This window comes from Staphylococcus caseorum (assembly GCF_049943195.1).
Lineage (GTDB): Bacteria > Bacillota > Bacilli > Staphylococcales > Staphylococcaceae > Staphylococcus > Staphylococcus equorum_A.
Window position 1 is genome coordinate 78,274 of the sequence record NZ_JBNFUA010000001.1, and the last position, 21,184, is coordinate 99,457.

General features: G+C 32.3%; 17 protein-coding genes. 11 read left to right on the forward strand and 6 right to left on the reverse strand.

Features of this window, described 5'->3' with window-relative positions; all coding sequences use genetic code 11:
- Positions 1–104 precede the first annotated feature (104 nt).
- Together ACP3TL_RS00400 and ACP3TL_RS00405 are read left to right on the forward strand one after the other, a co-directional pair.
- The gene (locus tag ACP3TL_RS00400; protein WP_277575626.1) at positions 105–623 is read left to right on the forward strand and encodes a GNAT family N-acetyltransferase; all 519 of its coding nucleotides are present in this window, start codon (positions 105–107) and stop codon (positions 621–623) included.
- A gap of 194 nt (positions 624–817) precedes the next feature.
- Positions 818–1,666 (forward strand): hypothetical protein, encoded by an 849-nt coding sequence (locus tag ACP3TL_RS00405; protein WP_069832955.1) that lies wholly within the window; start codon positions 818–820, stop codon positions 1,664–1,666.
- Positions 1,667–1,770: 104 nt separating this feature from the next.
- On the opposite strand, the gene ACP3TL_RS00410 is transcribed toward ACP3TL_RS00405, so the two are convergent.
- Positions 1,771–3,462, reverse strand: a complete 1,692-nt coding sequence (locus tag ACP3TL_RS00410) for a CDP-glycerol glycerophosphotransferase family protein (RefSeq protein ID WP_277575625.1) — start codon at positions 3,460–3,462, stop codon at positions 1,771–1,773.
- A 236-nt stretch (positions 3,463–3,698) separates the two neighbouring features.
- Between ACP3TL_RS00410 and ACP3TL_RS00415 the strand changes: the two genes are divergently transcribed.
- On the forward strand, positions 3,699–5,300 hold the full coding sequence (locus tag ACP3TL_RS00415; protein ID WP_069817562.1) for an L-lactate permease: 1,602 nt from the start codon (positions 3,699–3,701) through the stop codon (positions 5,298–5,300).
- 270 nt (positions 5,301–5,570) lie between these two features.
- On the opposite strand, the gene ACP3TL_RS00420 is transcribed toward ACP3TL_RS00415, so the two are convergent.
- Positions 5,571–6,728, reverse strand: a complete 1,158-nt coding sequence (locus ACP3TL_RS00420; RefSeq protein WP_069832957.1) for a glycosyltransferase family 4 protein — start codon at positions 6,726–6,728, stop codon at positions 5,571–5,573.
- A gap of 389 nt (positions 6,729–7,117) precedes the next feature.
- Here ACP3TL_RS00420 and mqo point away from each other — a divergent pair, with 389 nt between their 5' ends.
- Entirely contained in the window at positions 7,118–8,596 is a 1,479-nt protein-coding gene (gene mqo, locus ACP3TL_RS00425; protein ID WP_069817565.1) for a malate dehydrogenase (quinone), read from the forward strand.
- An 89-nt stretch (positions 8,597–8,685) separates the two neighbouring features.
- Here the strand turns inward: mqo and ACP3TL_RS00430 are convergent, their stop codons facing one another.
- Positions 8,686–10,053, reverse strand: a complete 1,368-nt coding sequence (locus tag ACP3TL_RS00430; protein ID WP_069832958.1) for a HAMP domain-containing sensor histidine kinase — start codon at positions 10,051–10,053, stop codon at positions 8,686–8,688.
- Positions 10,046–10,720: a response regulator transcription factor gene (locus ACP3TL_RS00435; RefSeq protein WP_069817568.1), complete on the reverse strand. Its 675-nt coding sequence runs from the start codon at positions 10,718–10,720 to the stop codon at positions 10,046–10,048. Before ACP3TL_RS00435 ends, ACP3TL_RS00430 begins: the two co-directional genes overlap by 8 nt.
- Before the next feature lie 154 nt (positions 10,721–10,874).
- Here ACP3TL_RS00435 and ACP3TL_RS00440 point away from each other — a divergent pair, with 154 nt between their 5' ends.
- Both ACP3TL_RS00440 and ACP3TL_RS00445 read left to right on the forward strand, forming a co-directional pair.
- Positions 10,875–11,927 (forward strand): ABC transporter permease, encoded by a 1,053-nt coding sequence (locus ACP3TL_RS00440; RefSeq protein ID WP_069817571.1) that lies wholly within the window; start codon positions 10,875–10,877, stop codon positions 11,925–11,927.
- Positions 11,927–12,595 carry an ABC transporter ATP-binding protein gene (locus tag ACP3TL_RS00445; RefSeq protein WP_069817573.1) on the forward strand — a complete coding sequence of 223 codons (669 nt, stop codon included), beginning with the start codon at positions 11,927–11,929 and terminating at the stop codon, positions 12,593–12,595. Before ACP3TL_RS00440 ends, ACP3TL_RS00445 begins: the two co-directional genes overlap by 1 nt.
- A gap of 206 nt (positions 12,596–12,801) precedes the next feature.
- Here the strand turns inward: ACP3TL_RS00445 and ACP3TL_RS00450 are convergent, their stop codons facing one another.
- Positions 12,802–13,773, reverse strand: a complete 972-nt coding sequence (locus ACP3TL_RS00450) for a YdcF family protein (protein ID WP_069832959.1) — start codon at positions 13,771–13,773, stop codon at positions 12,802–12,804.
- A gap of 216 nt (positions 13,774–13,989) precedes the next feature.
- On the opposite strand from ACP3TL_RS00450, the gene tcaR reads away from it, so the two are divergent.
- The 3 genes from tcaR (at position 13,990) to tcaB (ending at position 17,687) form a co-directional block, all read left to right on the forward strand.
- A complete protein-coding gene (tcaR, locus tag ACP3TL_RS00455; protein ID WP_285326398.1) occupies positions 13,990–14,442 on the forward strand; it encodes a MarR family transcriptional regulator TcaR in 453 nt (150 codons plus the stop codon).
- A 394-nt stretch (positions 14,443–14,836) separates the two neighbouring features.
- Complete coding sequence (gene tcaA, locus ACP3TL_RS00460; protein ID WP_069832960.1) at positions 14,837–16,228, forward strand: membrane-associated protein TcaA; 1,392 nt, start codon at positions 14,837–14,839, stop codon at positions 16,226–16,228.
- Positions 16,229–16,475: 247 nt separating this feature from the next.
- The gene (tcaB, locus tag ACP3TL_RS00465; RefSeq protein WP_069832961.1) at positions 16,476–17,687 is read left to right on the forward strand and encodes a putative multidrug effflux MFS transporter TcaB; all 1,212 of its coding nucleotides are present in this window, start codon (positions 16,476–16,478) and stop codon (positions 17,685–17,687) included.
- 114 nt (positions 17,688–17,801) lie between these two features.
- Here the strand turns inward: tcaB and ACP3TL_RS00470 are convergent, their stop codons facing one another.
- Positions 17,802–18,350 carry a TetR/AcrR family transcriptional regulator gene (locus tag ACP3TL_RS00470; RefSeq protein WP_069817578.1) on the reverse strand — a complete coding sequence of 183 codons (549 nt, stop codon included), beginning with the start codon at positions 18,348–18,350 and terminating at the stop codon, positions 17,802–17,804.
- Positions 18,351–18,478: 128 nt separating this feature from the next.
- Here ACP3TL_RS00470 and ACP3TL_RS00475 point away from each other — a divergent pair, with 128 nt between their 5' ends.
- The gene (locus ACP3TL_RS00475; RefSeq protein WP_069832962.1) at positions 18,479–19,126 is read left to right on the forward strand and encodes an HlyD family secretion protein; all 648 of its coding nucleotides are present in this window, start codon (positions 18,479–18,481) and stop codon (positions 19,124–19,126) included.
- Between the two features lie 12 nt (positions 19,127–19,138).
- A complete protein-coding gene (locus ACP3TL_RS00480; RefSeq protein WP_069832963.1) occupies positions 19,139–21,040 on the forward strand; it encodes a DHA2 family efflux MFS transporter permease subunit in 1,902 nt (633 codons plus the stop codon).
- Positions 21,041–21,184 lie beyond the last annotated feature (144 nt).

Genomic DNA, 21,184 nt, shown 5'->3' on the forward strand with positions numbered 1-21,184 from the left:
AATATACCTTTTAAAAGTAATGGAATTATAATCAAATTATAGTAAAATTATCCTCGGATTAGTATAATAAATTACAAATATGAATTGAGATAGAGGTGGAAATTATGACCCAATGTATTGAACGTGTTAAACAATCTGAGGTTAAAATATTGAGAGCGTTGTGCATGACAACTTTTAGAACAACTTTTGAGGCAGGCGAATATTCTGATGAAGATTTTAACCATTATTTTAATGAAGCTTATGCTATGGAGCAACTAGAAAAAGAATTACTAAATAAAATTTCATTCACTTACTTTTATAAGGAAAAAAATGAAATAATTGGTTATTTTAAATTGAATGTTAATGATGCTCAAACGGAAGTTATGGGTGATGAGTATCTTGAACTGCAACGTATTTATTTTCTACCCCAAGCACAAGGAAGTGGTAAAGGTAGCGATGTCTTTGATTTTGCAGTAACAAAGGCTAAAGAACTCAACAAATCAAAGCTTTGGTTAGGTGTATGGGAGCATAATGCGCAAGCTCATCGGTTTTATCTAAAACAAGGACTTACAGTGACTGGAGAACACCAATTTTATACAGGTTCTATTATAGATACGGATTTAATTATGGAGAAAGATTTATAGATATGAATAGTATTTAATAAATTGTTTAGTTTTCATTAAATTTATATTTTCTTTCGAAAAAATTTTGATAAAAGATGTTTATTTTTAAATTTATAGTGAATAACATACTAATTCTCATCTAACTTATTGGGCAAATTAATACATATGGCTAAATCATTAAGTTATGAGTATTAAAACATAAGGAGGTTTTCTATATGAAAAAATTATTAGCAGGGGCTCTGACACTATCTTTAGCTTTAGCTGCTTGTTCAAATGGTGGCGATGACGAAAGTAATAAAAAAGACGATAGTTCAGACGACAAAAAATCTAGCGAAGACCAATCAAAAGATTCTAAGAATGATGACAAGAAGAGCAATGATAGCTCAGACAAAGATTCAGACAGTAAATCTGGTGACAGCAATTCAAGCGATGATGATAGTTCTGATAGCAACAGTAATAGCGATTCAGATAGCAATAGTTCATCAAGCGACAGTGGAAATGCTTCAGACAGCAATGGTTCAAATTCAAGCGGTAGTAATGACGCTAACAGCTCTAATAGTGGCGATAGTGCTAATAGTTCTAGTGGTGCAAATGCTAATGGCGATGCAGCTAACAGTGGTAATAACGCTAATGGTTCTGCAGATAGCGCAAATACAAATGGTGCAAATGATAATGCGAATTCTAACAGTGATGCATCAAACAATGCGAATGCAAACAATGCAAACAATGGTACAGCAAATTCAGGAGCATCAGAATATGTACCACCGTACCAAGGACAAAATGCGGTTCCAGTTTCACAAAATATTTCGTCAGGAACTGTTGATAATCAGGCCGCATTACAGAATTTACCTAACTTCCAAAACTCATTAGATAATGCAACGGCAGAAGTTAACTCAATTAATGGCCAATCTAATCCTTACAATGATTATGCCATTGAAGGAAGCGAAGGTAATTATAGTTATATCTTTAGTTTCCAAAATCAAGCTGAACCAGGAACATATGCAATTGCTACAGTAGATCAACAAGGGACTGTAAGAGTTGTAGATCCAGCTTATCATCAATAATCAATTGAAGTGAAAATGATACACACAATAAAAAAGGCTGGGAGAACTCATTACTATAATGAGTTTTCCTAGCCTTTTTAATGTAAGTTTAACGATATTTTATGTTAATTATATGTTCTATTACACTTTTTAATAATATGAGACAGGGTTTCAAAAGCATGATTATCTCTATTGATAAAAGAATTGGAATGAATCTCTGTCATTTGATGACTAATTAAATCATTTAGCAATGCTTTAGCATCACTATATCTAACAGTAGCTAATGAATGCATAACTTCATCGTAGACGCCACGTTCAGAAATGTATTTAGCGTGATTTGGTGTGTACTGACAAACAGTTTTATTAATTGTTAATGCATCAAAAATAATAGAAGAATAGTCTGTGAGTACAATGTCTGAAACTAATAATAAATCTTGAACTTCTATATGTGACGGTGCAAGAATTGCATTTTCAGGAATATAAGAAGATTGATCTTCAATATGTCCTTTAAATACAACATTATATTTATTGAGTAATCCATCACTAATAGGTAATAAATCTGAATCATCGTGGTGAGATTTCCATGTTGGTGCATAAAGTAAAGTTTCTTTTTCAGGGTCTAACTTCAATTCTCGTTTAATAAAAGAAATATAATGGTGATCCGTTTGTTTATCTAGCAAATATCTATTTCTAGGATAACCGCAGTTTAAAATATGTGTTTGTTGTTGCGGAAAAGCAGATTTGAAATATTCTATAATAGATTCACTATCACACACAAAATAATCTTGTTGTAACCATTTATTGTATTTACGTGCGCGGTAATTGTAAATATTTAGATTTTGTGACGGTTCATTACTATCTAAAAACAGTTTTTTTATGGGCGTGCCGTGCCAAAGTTGAATAACAGTTCCATTGGGTTTTAGTGTGTCTGGAATATTACTTTCTAATATCACTACACATGCGCTTTCTATAAGCTCTTTTGCTTTTGGATCATTTGGTTTAATGAAGTTTGGACCATTGACATCATCGGTTATAAAATATATTGGTAATTTTGAAAAATGTTTTGCAAAGTGATTGAACAAGTAACGAGAATTACCTCTAAAACCATAATCGAAGCCTAAGAATACAATATGATTTTTAACTTTTGACGGATTTTTTTCATATATGTAGCTTTGTTCTCGATGTTTTTTAACTGACTGACGTTGCATCATATTGAATAACCAGTGAGGCATTTTGAAACCTGTAGAATTTAACCATTTATCAGTAAAACGCATTTGTTCTGGCGCTAATGTTTCATTTGTTTTAAATGGAAGCCCATGTTTATGTTCATATGCTAATTTATTTAAATTGAACTTTGTCGTGTTCAATGGTGTCAGTTTATGTATATCCTTCCATATCTTATTACTTGTAGTGAATGACTGACTGAAATCAAAAGTGACATGACTGTCAGTAGCAACGTCATCTTGCAATAGTGATATTAAAGCTAAGTCAAATACATTTTGTATATTAAAGTCATCTATAATACGCTGAGTTGTTTCTATATGGAAAATGATGTTTGGATAGTGATTAATATTTTCTATCCAGTCATTAAATGTAATCTCTAATTTACCAAAATAACGACAATCATTTATATATTGTTGGTTAACAGTATAGTCAGATACAATCATGCAAGGTTTCAAATTAACTGCATCAATCATATTTCGGTGTATTTTTACATCCTTGTTAATTACAACAAAATGTGTATAATTTTCTAGTGTTGCTTTTTTTAGTTGAGTTTCTAAATGTTGCCACTCAGCTAATTCAATTTGTTTTATCATTAATATCCCTCTACTTAATCATTATTGTTACTATTTTACCACGGAGTGCACTTGAGATAAATGAATCCCTTGTAGAGCAGGTTTTAAAATTTTAAACTTCGTGTTACGCTAAAAAAATAACGAAAGTTTTAAAAAGTATATTGTATTTAAGACAGAAAATGTTATAATTTCATTGTGAAAAAAATCACAATAATAATCTACCCCAAAAATTAAAATAGAAAGAAGTGGTGAAACGAATGTTTGTAGAAACTTTTAACCCCTTTAACAATGTATTAGTCTCATCTATCATTGCAGCGATTCCTATTATTTTATTCTTGTTATGCTTAACTGTGTTTAGAATGAAAGGGATATATGCTGCAATTACTACTGTAGTCGTTACATTAATCATTGCAATATTGTGCTTTAAACTACCAGTAAGTATTGCTTCTGGTGCAGTTGTCGAAGGATTTTTCCAAGGTATCATACCTATTGGTTATATTGTTATCATGGCAGTATTATTATATAAAGTTACAACTGAAACAGGGCAGTTCCAAACTATCCAAGATAGTATATCTAGTATCTCACAAGACCAACGTATCCAATTATTACTTATTGGGTTTGCGTTTAATGGATTCTTAGAAGGTGCTGCAGGTTTTGGCGTGCCAATTGCAATCTGTGCACTTTTACTTACTCAACTAGGTTTCGCTCCATTACAAGCAGCGATGTTATGTTTAATTGCAAATGCTACGGCAGGAGCGTTTGGTGCGATTGGTTTACCGATTACTGTAATTAATACTTTAGGTTTACCAGAAGATATTACAGGTATGGCAGTCTCACAAATGTCTACGCTAACTTTATTCATTATGAATATGGCGGTACCATTTCTATTGATATGGATTATTGATGGTTTCAAAGGTATTAAAGAAACATTGCCAGCCATCTTAATTGTAAGTATTACTTATACAGTGTTACAAGCTGTAATTACATTATTTGTTGGACCTGAATTAGCAGATATTATTCCGCCATTAGGTGCAATGTTAGCATTAGCTTTATTTTCTAAAAAATTCCAACCAAAACATATCTTTAGAATTAATAAAGAAGAGAAACCACAACAAATTGAGCAACATAAAGCGAAAGAAATTGTTTATGCATGGAGCCCGTTCTTTATTTTAACTGTATTTGTAATGATATGGAGTGCACCAAATTTCAAAGCACTGTTTGAGCCAGGTGGCGCATTAGAAGCGTTCGTCTTTAACATCACATTACCGGGCACATACAGTGAGATTGCAAATAAAGCAATTAGTCTTCCATTAAACCTAATTGGTCAAACAGGTACAGCCATTCTTTTAGTAATAATTATTACTATTTTAATGTCTAAACGTGTTGGTTTTGCTGATGGTGGTCGACTATTTAAACTTTCATTTAAAGAACTTTGGTTACCAATCATCACAATATGCTTTATCTTAGTAATTTCAAAACTTATGACGTATGCAGGGTTAAGTAATGTAATTGGTGAAGGTATTGCAAAAACAGGCGCTATATTCCCATTATTATCTCCAATTTTAGGTTGGATTGGCGTCTTCTTAACTGGATCAGTGACAAATAATAATACGTTATTTGCGCCGATTCAAGCAGCTGTTGCAAATAATATAGGAGCAAGTGGTGCGTTACTCGTTTCTGCCAATACTGTTGGTGGTGTAGCAGCGAAACTTATATCTCCACAATCTATTGCAATCGCTACTGCATCTGTTCAACAAGTTGGTAAAGAATCTCAACTGTTGAAAATGACATTACGCTATAGTATTGCGATGCTCGTATTCATATGTATTTGGACATTTATCTTGAATTTCTTTATATAGAAATAAATAATTAAAAACGACTACACATTATTTGGCTGTCGACAAAGCCCGTGACTTTGTTGGCAGTTTTTTTGTACGCTTTCCACAAGTATAAATTTGACTTCACTATATAAGTTTCATACTCACTTGCCTAAAGCACGGCCTCAGCCTGTATTCTTCAGCTCGAGCTATTCTACTGGACGGAGCCAAATCATTGTCGATACTTAGGTTTAAAAAAACAAATCAAACGTCATAATTAACGTTTGATTTGTTTACGTTTTGGATAAAGCACTATGGTGTGTGTGAATTAAGCATATTTGAAAACTGTTGATAAATAGCTTCAGGCGCATAAGCAGCGACGGTCTTGAAACCATTTTCTATAAGGACGTGTTCTTTGAATTCTTGATTGATTAGTCTACGCAGTTTATTCGATAATTCAGTCACGTTCGTGTGATCTATTAAATAACCATTCACATTATTTTTAATAATAGAATCAGGGCCAGCGTTTCCACTAAAGCTTACTACAATATTACTTTGGTTCATGGCTTCTAAGATAACCATGCCGAAACCTTCGTTACGCGAAGGAACGACTGTAATTTCACTAATTGCTAATTTTTCGTTTAATTGTTGCGTTGAACCTTGTAGTAAAACAATATCTGATAAATTATAACGATCAATAAGTTGTTGTAGCGCTTCTCTTTCCTGACCTTCTCCGAAAATGTGTACTTTATAGCCAAATTTTCTGACGATATGTTGAATAGGATTAATACTATCGATGAGTAAGTCGAACCCTTTTTCATATTCTAAACGGCCAGCTGCAGTAATTATTTTTTCTTTTGTGATAGTAAGTCTAGGTTCATCTAAAATATTTGGAACAAGGTAAACAGGTGTTTGAATAAATGATTGATATTTAATTTTATCTACAGTAGTAAGTGTAGTCACTTTATCTAAAGCGGTATATGCATCAATGATTTCTTGTTGAAATGCTTCGGGATGGGCTTCAAAATTCATGTGCTCCATGCCAATGGTTTCAATGTTGTTTTGTGCGTATTTTGCAATCAATATATTAAAACTGGCTCTAGTTCCGATTAGAATGTCTGTATCAATTTTACGGATGGATCTAATCATCTTTTTCTCTATATAACGTGAAAATTGATTTAAACCCGGTTCGTTTTTTGAAAGTACTTTAGGTTTAGAAATTGAAGTGTATTTATTGATGCGGTTAAAAAATAAATCTTTAAAATTTTTAGGGTGTAACTGATAATTGATCAAAGGTTTTATAACTATAGAATCATGGAGTTCGAAATAAGGTTTTATATCACCTTTAAATACAGAAATAATTTCGATTTTATGACCTTTTTTAGCTAGCGTATTAGCTAATTGTGAAATAGACTTTACAGTGCCGCCCATAGCATAAATATTATGCATGAAAAAAGTGATTGATTTCATCCGAGAACCTCCAAATGTTTCTTAACTTAAATTAGAATTCATTATATCATGAATTGTATGATGTTTTTTTATGAGTAGTATCAAACTTATTTAAGTATTTAAAAAGCGTATTAACGTCTTTTTAGAAGATATAATAGAACTTTTATTTAATAGTTTGGTTAACACATATTAACAAAATTTGTGTAGAATTACTGAAAGCCCTTTTTTCATAGGCCAATTACGTATATAATTAGAGAAGTATAAAGATATATTTCGTTATTTTTATATTTTAATCAATTATAACGGCAAGGTTTTTTATTTTTTAGTTATAGAAAACGCTTCATCCCATTTTCTAAAAGGATAAAGATAACGTTTCTATAAACATATATAAAAGGGGGACTGTGTTTGTTATGAGCACAAAACATAGCAAAACAGATGTCATCTTAATCGGTGGCGGTATCATGAGCGCAACATTAGGAACTATATTAAAAGAACTCGCACCAGAGAAAGAGATTAAGATGTATGAAAGGTTATCTACACCAGCAGAAGAAAGTTCTAATGGTTGGAATAATGCAGGAACCGGTCACTCTGCATTATGTGAGTTGAATTATACAAAAGAAAATAAAGATGGTTCAATAGATATAAATAAGGCCGTAAAAATTAATGAACAATTCCAAGTTACTAAACAATTTTGGAATTACTTAGTTAAACAAGGTCAACTTACGCAGCCCGAGGCGTTTATTAAGCCTGTACCTCACATGAGCTTTGTACAAGGCGTCCGAAATGTAGATTTCTTAAAAAGACGTGTGGAGAGATTAAATAAAAACATTCTATTCAGTAATATGGAAATTACTGATAATAAAGATAAAATAGCTGATTGGGTGCCACTGATGATGGAAGGTCGTACATCTCATGTACCAGTGGCAATGAGTTATGATAAAACTGGCACAGATGTTAACTTCGGTGCACTAACTAAAAAGTTATTTGAAAACTTAGAAGAAAAGCAAGTTGAATTGAATTATGAACATGAAGTACAAGATCTTAAACAACGTGAAGACGGTGTTTGGGAGATGAAAGTTAAAGATTTACAAACAGATATCGTGACATTTGTTGAAAGTGATTTCGTGTTCATCGGTGCTGGTGGGGCAAGTTTACAATTGCTACAAAAAACAGGTATTAAAGAATCTAAACATGTTGGTGGATTCCCTGTAAGTGGCTTGTTCTTAGTATGTAAAGATGAATCTATTACAACACAACATCTTGCTAAAGTATATGGAAAAGCTTCAGTAGGAGCGCCACCAATGTCAGTACCACATTTAGACACACGTTACATAGATGGCAAACGTACAATATTATTTGGTCCATTTGCAGGATTTTCACCTAAATTCATGAAAACTGGTTCAAATATGGATTTAATTAAGTCTGTAAAACCAAATAACTTAATTACAATGCTGTCTGCAGGAATTAAAGAAATGAGTTTAACAAAATATTTAATTTCACAACTTACCCTTTCAAATGAAGAGCGTATGGAAGACTTACGTCAATTTGTTCCTAATGCTAAGAGTGAAGATTGGGAAATTGTTGTAGCTGGTCAACGTGTGCAAGTTATAAAAGATACAGAAAATGGTAAAGGAACATTGCAATTTGGTACAGAAGTTATAACTTCTGAAGACGGTTCATTGTCTGCATTGTTAGGTGCGTCGCCTGGTGCTTCTACAGCAGTAGATATTATGCTTGATATGCTTAAACGCTGCTATGGTGAAGAATTTAAACAATGGGAAGATAAAGTAAAAACAATGGTACCTTCATATGGCATGAAATTATCAGATAATGAAGCACTTTATACGAAATTGAATAAAGAGATCACGAAAAATCTAAAAATAAATTAATATTGCTTTAGCATTGATATGATAATAAGCAATGAAAATAAGCGCACGGTTAATCTAGTATCATACTAGGCTAACCGTGCGCTTTTAGTTTAACTTTTACGGATTTCGATAGAGAATGTAGTGCCCTTATTTTTTTCGCTTACTATGGATATCGTACCTCCATGTAGTTCAAAAATGGCCTTAGCAATAGCAAGGCCTAAGCCATTACTGTTGTCATGGTTACTTGCTTTATAAAAACGTTCGAACAAACGAGATTGGGTTTCTTCAGTCATACCCTGACCATCGTCTGTAATCGTACAATTGATAGAATCTAAATCTTGTTTGAGCATAATATCTATCGTGCCACCTTGAATTGAATATTTAATGGCATTTGTAATGAGGTTTTGGAATGCTTGATGTAATAAGCGTTCGTTACCAATCATTTCAATATTCTCTAAATCTGACATAATGATTAAATCTTTTTCATTGGCAGGAAATTGTTCATGGCGAATAATTTGTTTTAAAAGTTGGTTAAGTTCAATGTGATCTTTAAATTCAAGATGTGCACCATTATCAATTTCCGATAACAGTAAAAGTTCTTTTGTTAATTCGCTAAGTTGTGTAGTGATTTGGTAAATATCATCAATATAGCGCTCACGTTCTTGATCACTCTTAGCGAATTTGAGCTGATCAAGTAGATGATGAATATGGGTTAATGGTGTTTTTATTTCATGAGAAACGTTCTGAACGAAATGTTGTCTCATATCATCTAATTGTTTTAATGAAAGTCTCATTTTATCAAATCGATATTGTAACGTGCCTAATTCATCTTTACGGGTGATCTTAATGGCCGTATCAAAATTACCTTGCATAAGACGTTCTGTCGCATTTTTCAATTGTTGAATGGGTTTGATTAATGTATAAGTTGAAGAAATAACTAGAATGATAGAGATAATGAGTAATAACGATATTAATATCGCTAAGAATATTCTAAATTCACTAAATGTTTTACCAATATCTGGTCTCATGAAGACAGCATAGTTTTGACCTTTGGATTCAAAAGCAATACCTACTGTGTTTTGAGTAGTGTTTTCAAAAAAACCAGTAATAATAGGCGCGTAAGGTAAATTTTTAATACCATGATAATCTTTACCGTTTAGTACGCTTTGAACTTCTTGTTGTGCTATATTATCTTTTCTGAATGGTTCACCATAGTATGTTCTTTTTCCGTTTTCTGAAATAGTCATAATTTGGTAGTTCATTTCACCTAAATGTTTGAAAAATGGTGGATAGCTATCTATTTTTGATTCATTTTGGTATTCCATCGAATCTTTTAAAGTACGCATAATTTTTGCATCATTATTTTCTTTCAAAAAATTATGATAAATAATATTTGTACATAAAAAACTGACTGCTGCACTGAAGAGCATAACAACAATGGTATACACTGCAATGCGTGTATAGAGTGATTTAAACATGATCATCCACCTTATAACCCAATCCACGCACTGTATGAATTGTTACTGATGCTTCCAATTTTTCAAGCCTCTTTCTAAGACGTTTAATGTGAACATCGACAGTGCGTTCATCACCTTCATAATCAAATCCCCATATTTTTTCTATTAAATCATCACGGTTAAAAACTTGTCTTGGATGAGAAGCAAGGATAAATAGTAATTGGAATTCTTTATTAGGCAAATTCATCGTTTTAGATGCTGTTTGTAATTCTAAATACGCTTGATTAATCGTCAGGTTGCCAATAGTAATTTCATTATTAGCATTAATATTATAGCGTTTAAGCACAGCTTTAATTCTGAAAATAAGTTCTTTCACTTCAAAAGGTTTCGTGACATAGTCATCCGTGCCTGTTAAATAAGCTTGCTCTTTATCGCTTAAAGCATCACGTGCAGTTAACATGATGACCGGCATATTGTAATCTTCTTTTAAAATCTTACAAAGCTCAAAACCGCTCATGCCACCCATCATAATATCTACAATGGCAATGTCTACTTGATTGGATTCAAGGTAGGACAATGCATCTTCAGCACTTGATTGCGTAATTGTTTCTAATCCTTCACGACTAATATAATTAGAAACATACTCTAAGATTTTTTTGTCATCATCGACAATTAGACAAGTTGTCATGGGCAATGTCTCCTTCTTCATTTTAATGTCATTATAAACGTTACTAAATGACTTAACAAATAACAAAAGTTTTAAAAATGAACATGAGTTCATATTGAGTTCACATAAGGAGGATAAACTCTAGATATAAGTTTTAGAGAAGGAGTGGGAAATAATGAAATTAGCATGGCAGGAGATTAAATATTATAAATTCCGTTATATTTTAATTATGTTAATCATTTTATTACTAGGTGTTATGGTCTTATTTATTAGTGGACTAGCACAGGGGTTAGCGAGAGAAAATATATCGATGTTAGACAACATGAAAACTGAAAAATATGTTTTACAAGACAATAAGCAACCACAAATTGAGAAATCAATTATCAAACCAGAACAACAAAAGAAAATAGAAGATATTACAAATCAAGAACCATTAAAATTAGCGTCACAAACATTAAAAATTAATAAAGCCGAAGAAGATGTTGTGATGATTAATACGGTAGATAATGACAAGCCTGAATTGGCAGAAGGTAGTTATCCAACAAAAGATAATGAATTTGCAATCAACAGCAAGCTTACTGCCGAAGGTATAAACGTCGGTGACATGGTTGAAGTTAAAGATGGTAAAGAATTAAGAGTATCAGGTGTTATCAACGATACGATGCATTCACATAGCTCAGTCGTGATGATGAATGACAGTGGTTTCGACAACTTGAACAAACAAGTGAGTACAGTTTATCCTGTTAAAGACTTAACAAGTAAACAACAAGATGAAGTAAATAAAATCTCAGATGTCAAAGTATTTACACAAGATGATATTACAAGTGAAATACCAAGTTATCAAGCAGAGCAAGCGCCATTAAATATGATGATTGTAAGTTTATTCGTGATTTCAGCGATCGTACTTAGCGCATTCTTCTATGTTATGACGATTCAAAAAATACCAGAAATCGGTATCTTAAAAGCAATTGGAATCAAAACAAAACATTTATTAAGTGCATTATTAATTCAAATATTAATTACTACTATGATCGGTGTATTGATTTCTGTCGGCTTCGTGAGTGGTTTATCATTAATTATGCCAGTATCGATGCCATTCCACGTAACAGCATCTAATCTTTTATTAGTTGTAGGCGTATTTATTGTAGTGGCAATTATAGGTGCGGTATTATCATTCATTAAACTATTTAAAGTAGACCCTATTGAAGCAATTGGAGGTGGAGAATAATGAGTTTACAAGTAAAAAATATTAAAAAAACATTTGGTAAAGGTCCATCAGAAACGCCAGTATTAAAAGGAATAAACTTTGAAGTGAATGATGGAGAATTCGTAATATTAAATGGTGCGTCAGGTTCAGGTAAGACAACATTGCTTACTATTTTAGGTGGTTTACTCTCACAAAATAGTGGTGACATTTTGTATAATGGTTCTCCGTTATATGCAGGAGATAAAAAAGCATCAGAATTAAGATTGAATGAAATTGGATTTATATTTCAATCTTCACATTTAGTACCTTATTTAAAAGTGAAAGCACAGTTAACGACAATAGGTAAAGAAGCTGGAATGTCTAAAAATGATGCTAATCAAAGAGCGGAAATGTTATTAAAACAAATAGGATTAGAACACCGTTTAAATGTATTTCCACATATGTTATCTGGTGGGGAGAAACAACGTGTAGCGATTATGAGAGCATTGATGAACAATCCTAAAATTATACTTGCGGATGAACCTACAGCAAGTTTAGATGCAGAACGTGCAACTGAAGTTATTCACATGATTAAAAATCAAATACAAAGTAAAAAAATGATAGGTATAATGATTACCCATGATAAACGATTATTTCAATATGCAGACAGAGTAATTGAATTAGATAATGGTGTAATAGTGAATTCATAGACCATAAAAGTTCAATTCAGTCAGGCACTGCCAATATAAAACAAGAGGCTGAGACATGTGATATGTCCCAGCCTCTTGTTTTTTTACGTTCTCATTCATCTTATGTTTATTGCCATTAATTAATGCTTAGTACTATGTCATGTTGACCTATTTGCTAAATTGCTAATTTTAGTTGATTTAAGCTGGTTGTTTTTAAAATTATATGTCTACAGAGTAGGGATGTGCCACAATGCAAAAATACAAGCAAAAAACAATGTAGCGAAGTAGACTGTTAGCAATAACTTGTATTGATACATTAATGCTAAAAAATCTCTAATTAAAGCAACTTCAAAAAAGTGATAGGGCGTATGACTTCCTACACCTGTTAATTTAAGGTCTAACTTTTGGCCGAAGCGGACTGCACGCATAATATGAAATTGACTTGTAACACAGACAATCTTAGGTTTTATTTTAAATGACTGTTGTATCAGTGCTTTTGTAAATTTAATATTTTCATATGTACTCGTAGATGCATCTTCCATTAAGATTTGATCTGGATTCACGCCACGGTCAACTAAGTAACGAAACATTGCCAAAGCTTCAGATATAGGTTCATCCGTACCTTGCCCGCCACTTACGATTAATTGCGCATTTGGTTGTCGATTAAACAAGGCTAATGCTCGGTCTAATCTACTAGCTAGCATAGGCGTGACATGTTCATTAAAAATACCTGCACCTAAGACGAGTATCGTATCAAATTTTGCGATGTGTTGTTGATTTAAATAACAAGAAGCGCAAGATACATAACAAATAAAAGTGAAAATTGCGCTAAAGGCAATCGCTGCTAACCATAGAAATACAACATTAAATGCAAACGGTAGCAAGCTAATGTAGGCACAAGCAAGTGTGAAAACGATGACTTTAAAAGATAAGCGATAGAGTCGTTTTAAAAATAGCGCGCTCATACGATACTGCAGTATATGTTTGTGTTTTATATGTACTAATAAGAAACCAATAATCATCACAACAATGATATCTATAGGGATATGATGAGAAGCAATACGTAATATAATTACAATATAACCTAATATTACCTGGGAAATAAAAATATTGATATTTGCAAAATATTTTAAATTTAAATACATACTTACGAAAATAAGTACTGTCAGTAAACTACAGAGTAGTGCCAGAATATTCATGTTTCACCCCAGTATTTTATAGTATATTAAATGTAGTTGAATCCATTAAAATAAGCAAATGTATAAAACGTTACTATTAATATTAAGCAATACACAACATCCATAAATGGATGCATTATATATTTTAACTTTTATAGAAGTTAAAATATTGATACTATTAATATAACAAATGACAAAATGATATTACATATAGTAGAGATTGAAGAGGTGCAACCAATGGTGAAAAATTTAAGTAGTCATATAGAATTCATAGATGATGTAAATACATTATTAGCTAAATTATTAAAGGCGTTAAGAGAAGAGTACAATGTATCAAAAGAACAGGCGAACGTTATTTTAATGCTTGAAAATGGAAAAGCGATGACTTTAACAGAAATAACAGAACGTCAAGGCGTAAATAAAGCTGCCGTCAGTAGAAGAATAAAAAAGCTAATTCAAGCTGAGGTTGTACAATGGGATAAATCTGAAGATACAGGCGATCAACGATTAAAATATATTAAATTAACTGAGAAGGGCAAACAGTTTAATAGAAAAAGTAAGTCTATTATAAATGACATAGTGAGTGATATGCTGCATGATTTATCAGATGATGAAATTGAACAAGCGCGGTATGTATTGGAAATCATTGACCAAAGACTGAAGAACTTTAATGTCAAACATCATTCGTAACATTAATCAATATTAGTATGGTAGGACGAATCTAAAAACACAGCAAGTTATAATTAGATAAATATGAATCTTATTAAGTGGCTGTTAGCATCCAAGCTAGGGTGACTAGTAGCTGCTTTTATTTTATGAATTATTTAGTTATAAAGTTTGTAGATATATTGTTTTGAACAACGGATGATCCAATGACAGAACTGAAGCATTAGACTAAATGCGTATATCAATTTTTAAGCAAGGCACATATAATAAATATTATAGCTTTTAAAATATACATTATAATACTTCAATACTGCATAGGTATAGTAATTTATGCAGTATTAATCTGACATATAGTTTCAACCTATAATGTGTTAAAATAACGGGATAGTGTAAAAATCGAGGGTAAAGAGGTGATAAAATGCAAAAATGTCCAAAGTGCGGAGAAAACATAAGAAATGGGCAGAGAAGGTGTAGTCATTGCGGTTATCGAGCAAAACAAGGCGATTCAGAAAAAATGACGCGCTCTACAAAAACAAATAAAAATACAGCAAACTTTAACGCACGTAAAGTTATTCCTTTGGGGATTGCATTCTTTATCCTTATCTTACTGATCATTGTTTTTTTCTTAGTAAGAAATTTTAATTCACCTGAAGCACAATCAGAGATTATAATAAATGCAGTAGATAATAACGATACGCAAAAACTTTCAACGCTTTTGAGTACCCAAAATAACAGTGTTGATGAAAATGAAGCTGAAGCTTATATTAAATACATAAAAAATGAAGTTGGAATGGATAACTTTGTGAAAGATGTAAATAGTAAAATTGCGAAATTGAACCAAAATGATACAAAGAATTCAGATTTTGTCACAGCCAAAAATGGAGAAAAAGTTCTGAGAATCAGTAAAAATGGAACACGTTATTTAATATTTGATAATATGAGCTTTACTGCACCAACTAAAGAAGCAATTGTGAAACCTAAACAAAAAACAACTTATAAATTTAAGGCAGACGATAAACAAAAAACGGTAGTTGCTGAGAAAAATAAGCCAACTTCTTTAGGTAAATTTATTCCAGGTGATTACACACTTGAAGCTAAGAAAGAAATGGAAAATGGTCAATTCAATGGTCACCTTAAATTCAACTTTAATAACAGCAACAATGAGTCAGTTGATGTTATTGAAGATTTTAACGAGTCATATGTACAAGTTGAATTAAATGGTGCATCCGAAATAGATACAGATTCAGTTAAAGTGAAAATCAATGACAAAGCTTATGATTACGCAAAAGCCAAGGAATTTGGTCCATATCCCAAAACAAAAGATATAACAGTATCTGCTGAAGGACAAGCGAAGAAGAAAACATTTAAGTCAGCAGAAACAACAGTGAAAACAGATAACCTCAAAGATAAAACACAGGTTACTTTAAACTTTGATGATGATGAAATTGAGAAGTATGTTGAGGAAAAAGAAAAAGAAGAAAATAGTTTTAGAAATAAGGTGTCTCGTTTTTTCGGTGAATACATTGCGGCAATGATTAGCGCACGCAGTCAAAGTAATTTTAATTTAGTATCATCTTATATAAAGAAAGATAGTGAAAAATATAAGGATACTAAAAAGGACGTTAAATCTAATGAACTATTCTATCTTCAACAACCAGAAATCACTGATATTGTAAAAGAAGGTAAAACATTCTATGTTACGGGCCAAGCGTTAAAAGAAGATGGCCAATATGGTGAGGTAGAATATCAACTTGAAGGTAATGACAAAGCGAATGATTTAAAAGTAGTGAAATACTCAGAGGAAAGTTAAATATTTGAAAATTTAATGCAAAACGTACTTTTTATAGTTACCTTGTGGGAGCGGGAATACGATATCAAATTTTGATTATGTATTCTCGCTCCCTTTGTCTTTTACATATCAATTTAACTTCATCTATTTAAAATTGCGTTCGCAAAGGCTATAATAATAGCAATAAACTTTATCTTATAATGATATGATATAAAGTGTTAACTAAGTAGCTAAAATTGCTAGGGCTTCAACATTGGGGAGAAAAGAAATGTCTAATTATCAAGAGCAAAATAAGAATTCCTTACTGTTTGTTATTATCTTAGGCGCGTTGACTGCGATAGGGGCATTATCTATTGATATGTTCTTGCCAGGTTTGCCACAGATACAATCAGATTTCAATACAACAACATCTAATTCACAACTAACATTATCTTTATTTATGATTGGTTTAGCATTAGGTAATTTATTTGTAGGTCCGATATCAGATGCTATAGGACGAAAGACACCACTAATCGTAGCTATGGCGTTATTTACTATGGCAAGTATAGGTATTATTTTTGTGGATAATATTTGGTGGATGATTGCCTTACGATTTGTACAAGGATTTTGTGGTGGAGCAGGAGCGGTGATTTCTAGAGCGATATCAAGTGATCTGTATACCGGAAAACAATTAACTAAATTTTTAGCGTTACTTATGCTAGTAAACGGTGTTGCACCAGTATTAGCACCAGCATTAGGGGGCGTCATTTTATCATTTTCTACGTGGCGGATGGTCTTTGTCATATTAACTTTATTTGGTCTGCTTATGTTATTTGGAACGATATTTAATATCAAAGAGTCATTGTCAACTGAACAACGAGATAGTCCACATCTCGTAAGTATCTTCAAAAGTTTCAAACAGTTATTAGCGACGCCTCGATTTGTATTACCTATGCTTATACAAGGTGTGACATTCGTTATTTTGTTTAGTTATATTTCTGCATCTCCTTTTATTGCACAACGCATTTATGACATGTCTGCTCAGCAATTTAGCATTATGTTTGCATCCGTAGGTATAAGTCTCATTATTTCTAGTCAATTAACAGGTAAGTTAGTGGATTATATTGATAGACAAGTTCTTTTACGTGTATTAACAATCATCCAATTAGTGGGTATTGTGTGGATAAGCATTATTTTGTACATGCATCTATCTATCTGGCTATTGTTTATAGGTTTTATTATTCTTGTGGCTCCTGTTACAGGAGTAGCGACACTAGGATTCTCAATTGCAATGGATGAGAACACAGGCGGCAATGGAAGTGCGTCTAGCTTATTAGGATTAGTTCAATTCTTAATAGGTGGGCTTGTATCACCACTAGTAGGCGTAATGGGGGAAGATAGTTATATACCTTACGTCACAATTATATTGATAGTAGGGTTATTATTGATGATACTTCAAATAATAAATTATTTTGTATTTAAACGTGTAGCGCCTAAATAGTAAATTGGATAAAGAGAAAATGAAAAATGGCTGTTAGATTCCTTAGTGGATACCTAGCAGCCGTTTTTCATTTATGTACTTTAGAAATATCGTAATACGAAAGTGATTACAGTATTAACGCCCTAATTTAATTGCATTTGCAAGTAAAATTTGTGCCATTTCATTTGGTGATTCAATACAACCTTCTCGTATCCAATAATAGATAATACCAAGCTGTCCCCCGATAGCATACGTAACAAACTGTTTTTTATTTGCCACGGTCGTATAATCATCTAACAATTTTGTATAATTGAGTTTGGTTTCTTTAACATAATCGCTAAATAAGTCACGATTTGGATTTGTGACAAATATTGCGTGAAAGAAGCCATAATGACGATGGATATAGCACAAAATGATTTTGAAAAATTTATATAATTTCTCGTAGTTGATTTCTGTGTGTTCAAAGCTATTGTGTAAGACATCTAATAATTGAATATACTTCTTTAGGTGATAAGTTTGAATTGTAGATAAAAGCTCATATTTATCCACAAAATAATCATAGAATGTCGTTCTGTTAACACCACTATATGCGCAAATCATTTTAATAGTAATATGTTCAAATGGATGTTCTTCTAATAGGATAATCATATTTCGAATGATTTTATTTTTAGCTGTCTGTCTCATTTTATCTCCTTCAAAATAACATATGATTACTTACCCGACACATTTAGTAGAAGTGTCGGTGTTTTTTTCTTTAGCATGACTCTATAATATATAAGGTGAATTTTAAAAGCAAATAGGAGGAAAGTGTAATGAAGAAAATGGTGTTAATTAATGTCATTACCATTGTAGTTCTTGTAATAATAGGAGTAGTTGGTTTCCACTTTTATAATCAAGCTACAGGATTTGTCAGTACAGATAATGCCAAAGTTGATGGAGAGCAAATTAAAGTTTCAGCTCCATCAGCAGGCGAAATTAAATCTTTTGACGTTAAGAATAATGAGAAGTTAAGTAAAGGTGACAAAGTTGCAGAAATCGCAGCAAAAGGTGAAGATGGCCAATCACAAAATATGGATATTAAAATGCCTCAAGATGGAACGATTGTAAAAACAGATGGTATGGAAGGTTCAATGGCGCAAGCTGGAACGCCAATAGCCTATGCTTATAATTTAGATGATTCATACATTACTGCAAATGTTGATGAAAAAGATATTGCGGATGTTGAAAAAGGTAAAGATGTAAATATAACACTAGACGGTGAAGATGCTGAGCTTAAAGGTAAAGTAGAAGAAGTTGGTAAAGCAACAGCTTCAAGTTTTTCAATGATGCCTTCAACAAACAGTGATGGTAACTATACTAAAGTTTCTCAAGTAGTACCTGTAAAAATCTCACTAGATTCAAAACCATCTAATAATGTTGTTCCAGGAATGAACGCTGAAGTCAAAATTCATAAAAACTAAGGAGGGCTTGAAATGACAATAGCCTTCATTATAATTTACGTAGTCATAGCGCTCATTCTTGTCGGATTATTGAATCTATTTATCACTAAAAAAAATAAGAAGAAATCAATGCGACAAATGGAACATGCTAAGCATGAAAACAACACATCGAATGAAACTTATCAATCTAAATTTAAAGTAAGAGACAATGAAAAATCTAGCGAAACAACATCACAATCTGAAGAAATACATCATACAAGTGAAAACGTTACATCGGATTCTGAAGTGCTTGATGATGAAAGCGAAACCGTCAATACAGAAACAGAAGAAGTACAACAACAAACTGATTCTGATCACGAAAAGATAAATCCAAATTCAGAAGAAGCCCAAGTCAATGAACAACTAAAAGCCAAACATAATTCATTTATGTTTGGTAAAGGCGCTACACAAGCCAAAGTTTTAGTAGCCATGATTTTTGGTATGTTTATTGCGATTTTAAATCAAACGTTATTGAACGTGGCTTTACCAGAAATCAATATTGATTTTAATATTTCTGCGAATACGGGTCAGTGGCTAATGACAGGATTTATGTTGGTCAACGGTATTTTAATTCCTATCAGTGCGTTTTTATTTAATAAATATTCTTATCGTAAACTCTTTTTAGTTGCGATGGCATTATTTACATTAGGCTCTTTAGTCTGTGGTATATCAGGTTCATTTGGAATGATGATGGCAGGACGTGTATTACAAGCCATTGGAGCTGGTGTATTAATGCCGTTGGGTACAAATGTATTTATGACGATTTTCCCACCAGAAAAACGTGGAGCAGCAATGGGAACATTAGGTATAGCAATGATCTTAGCACCAGCGATTGGTCCAACATTATCTGGATATATCGTTGAAAATTATCAATGGAATGTTATGTTCTATGGTATGTTTATCATCGGACTTGTAGCTTTAGTTACTGGTTATATATGGTTTAGAGTATATCAAGTTACGACAAACCCTAAAGCAGATGTTCCAGGTATTATCTTTAGTACCATTGGTTTTGGCGCGCTATTATATGGCTTCAGTGAAGCGGGGAATAATACATGGACTTCACCTATCGTGTTAATTTCATTAGTGCTAGGTGTTATCTTTATTATTGCCTTTGTTATTAGAGAACTTACAATGCGTGTACCGATGTTGAATATGGAAGTATTAAAATATTCAGGTTTCACTTTAACAACTATAATCAATATGATTGTTACAATGAGTTTATACGGTGGTATGATTCTATTGCCTCTGTATTTACAAAACTTAAAAGGATTTAGTCCAATGGATTCTGGGTTATTATTATTACCTGGTGCATTAATTATGGGTCTAATGGGTCCTATTGCAGGTAAATTATTAGATACAATTGGTATTAAACCGTTAGCCCTTATAGGTACAGCAATCATGACTTATGCAACATGGGAATTGTCGAAACTGAATGGGAATACAACGTATAATCACATAATGGTAGTTTATATGATTCGTTCATTTGGTATGAGTTTTATCATGATGCCGATTATGACTGCAGGCATGAACTCCTTGCCACAACGTTTGATTTCGCATGGTAATGCCTTATCCAATACATTAAGACAACTTTCAGGTTCTATAGGCACAGCGTTATTAGTGACTGTAATGTCAACACAAACAACTGAACATATCGCTGCTTATTCACAAGATTTGGATAAAACGAATCCATTTATTAAAGATCGTTTACAAGAAATGGCACAAACAATGGGTGGCGAACAATTAGCGACATCACAATTATTAGAATTTGTTCAGAAAATTGCCTCCATCAATGGTGTGAATAGTGCGTTCTTAGTTGCGACAGGTTTAAGTGCACTTGCATTTATATTGAGTCTTTTCTTAAAAGGGAAAGAACATTATTTATCAAAAGAAAATTAAAGTAACAATAAGATAGAAACATGAGATATAAATAATCATTCTCAAAACAAAAATAACCAATCCGTTAGTTGTCTAATGGATTGGTTATTTCTATTTTAAATTTAGTTGTATTAGCTTAATGAATCAACGCTTATGCTTTCGATA

Coding starts and splice junctions, on each gene's coding strand:
- ACP3TL_RS00435 (WP_069817568.1), bottom strand. CDS start 10,720: ATGACAACTTGTCTAATTGTCGATGATGACAAAAAAATCTTAGAGTAT.
- tcaR (WP_285326398.1), top strand. CDS start 13,990: ATGGTGAAAAATTTAAGTAGTCATATAGAATTCATAGATGATGTAAAT.
- tcaB (WP_069832961.1), top strand. CDS start 16,476: ATGTCTAATTATCAAGAGCAAAATAAGAATTCCTTACTGTTTGTTATT.
- ACP3TL_RS00450 (WP_069832959.1), bottom strand. CDS start 13,773: ATGAATATTCTGGCACTACTCTGTAGTTTACTGACAGTACTTATTTTC.
- ACP3TL_RS00415 (WP_069817562.1), top strand. CDS start 3,699: ATGTTTGTAGAAACTTTTAACCCCTTTAACAATGTATTAGTCTCATCT.
- ACP3TL_RS00475 (WP_069832962.1), top strand. CDS start 18,479: ATGAAGAAAATGGTGTTAATTAATGTCATTACCATTGTAGTTCTTGTA.
- tcaA (WP_069832960.1), top strand. CDS start 14,837: ATGCAAAAATGTCCAAAGTGCGGAGAAAACATAAGAAATGGGCAGAGA.
- ACP3TL_RS00400 (WP_277575626.1), top strand. CDS start 105: ATGACCCAATGTATTGAACGTGTTAAACAATCTGAGGTTAAAATATTG.
- ACP3TL_RS00480 (WP_069832963.1), top strand. CDS start 19,139: ATGACAATAGCCTTCATTATAATTTACGTAGTCATAGCGCTCATTCTT.
- ACP3TL_RS00470 (WP_069817578.1), bottom strand. CDS start 18,350: ATGAGACAGACAGCTAAAAATAAAATCATTCGAAATATGATTATCCTA.
- ACP3TL_RS00430 (WP_069832958.1), bottom strand. CDS start 10,053: ATGTTTAAATCACTCTATACACGCATTGCAGTGTATACCATTGTTGTT.
- ACP3TL_RS00445 (WP_069817573.1), top strand. CDS start 11,927: ATGAGTTTACAAGTAAAAAATATTAAAAAAACATTTGGTAAAGGTCCA.
- ACP3TL_RS00440 (WP_069817571.1), top strand. CDS start 10,875: ATGAAATTAGCATGGCAGGAGATTAAATATTATAAATTCCGTTATATT.
- ACP3TL_RS00420 (WP_069832957.1), bottom strand. CDS start 6,728: ATGAAATCAATCACTTTTTTCATGCATAATATTTATGCTATGGGCGGC.
- mqo (WP_069817565.1), top strand. CDS start 7,118: ATGAGCACAAAACATAGCAAAACAGATGTCATCTTAATCGGTGGCGGT.
- ACP3TL_RS00410 (WP_277575625.1), bottom strand. CDS start 3,462: ATGATAAAACAAATTGAATTAGCTGAGTGGCAACATTTAGAAACTCAA.
- ACP3TL_RS00405 (WP_069832955.1), top strand. CDS start 818: ATGAAAAAATTATTAGCAGGGGCTCTGACACTATCTTTAGCTTTAGCT.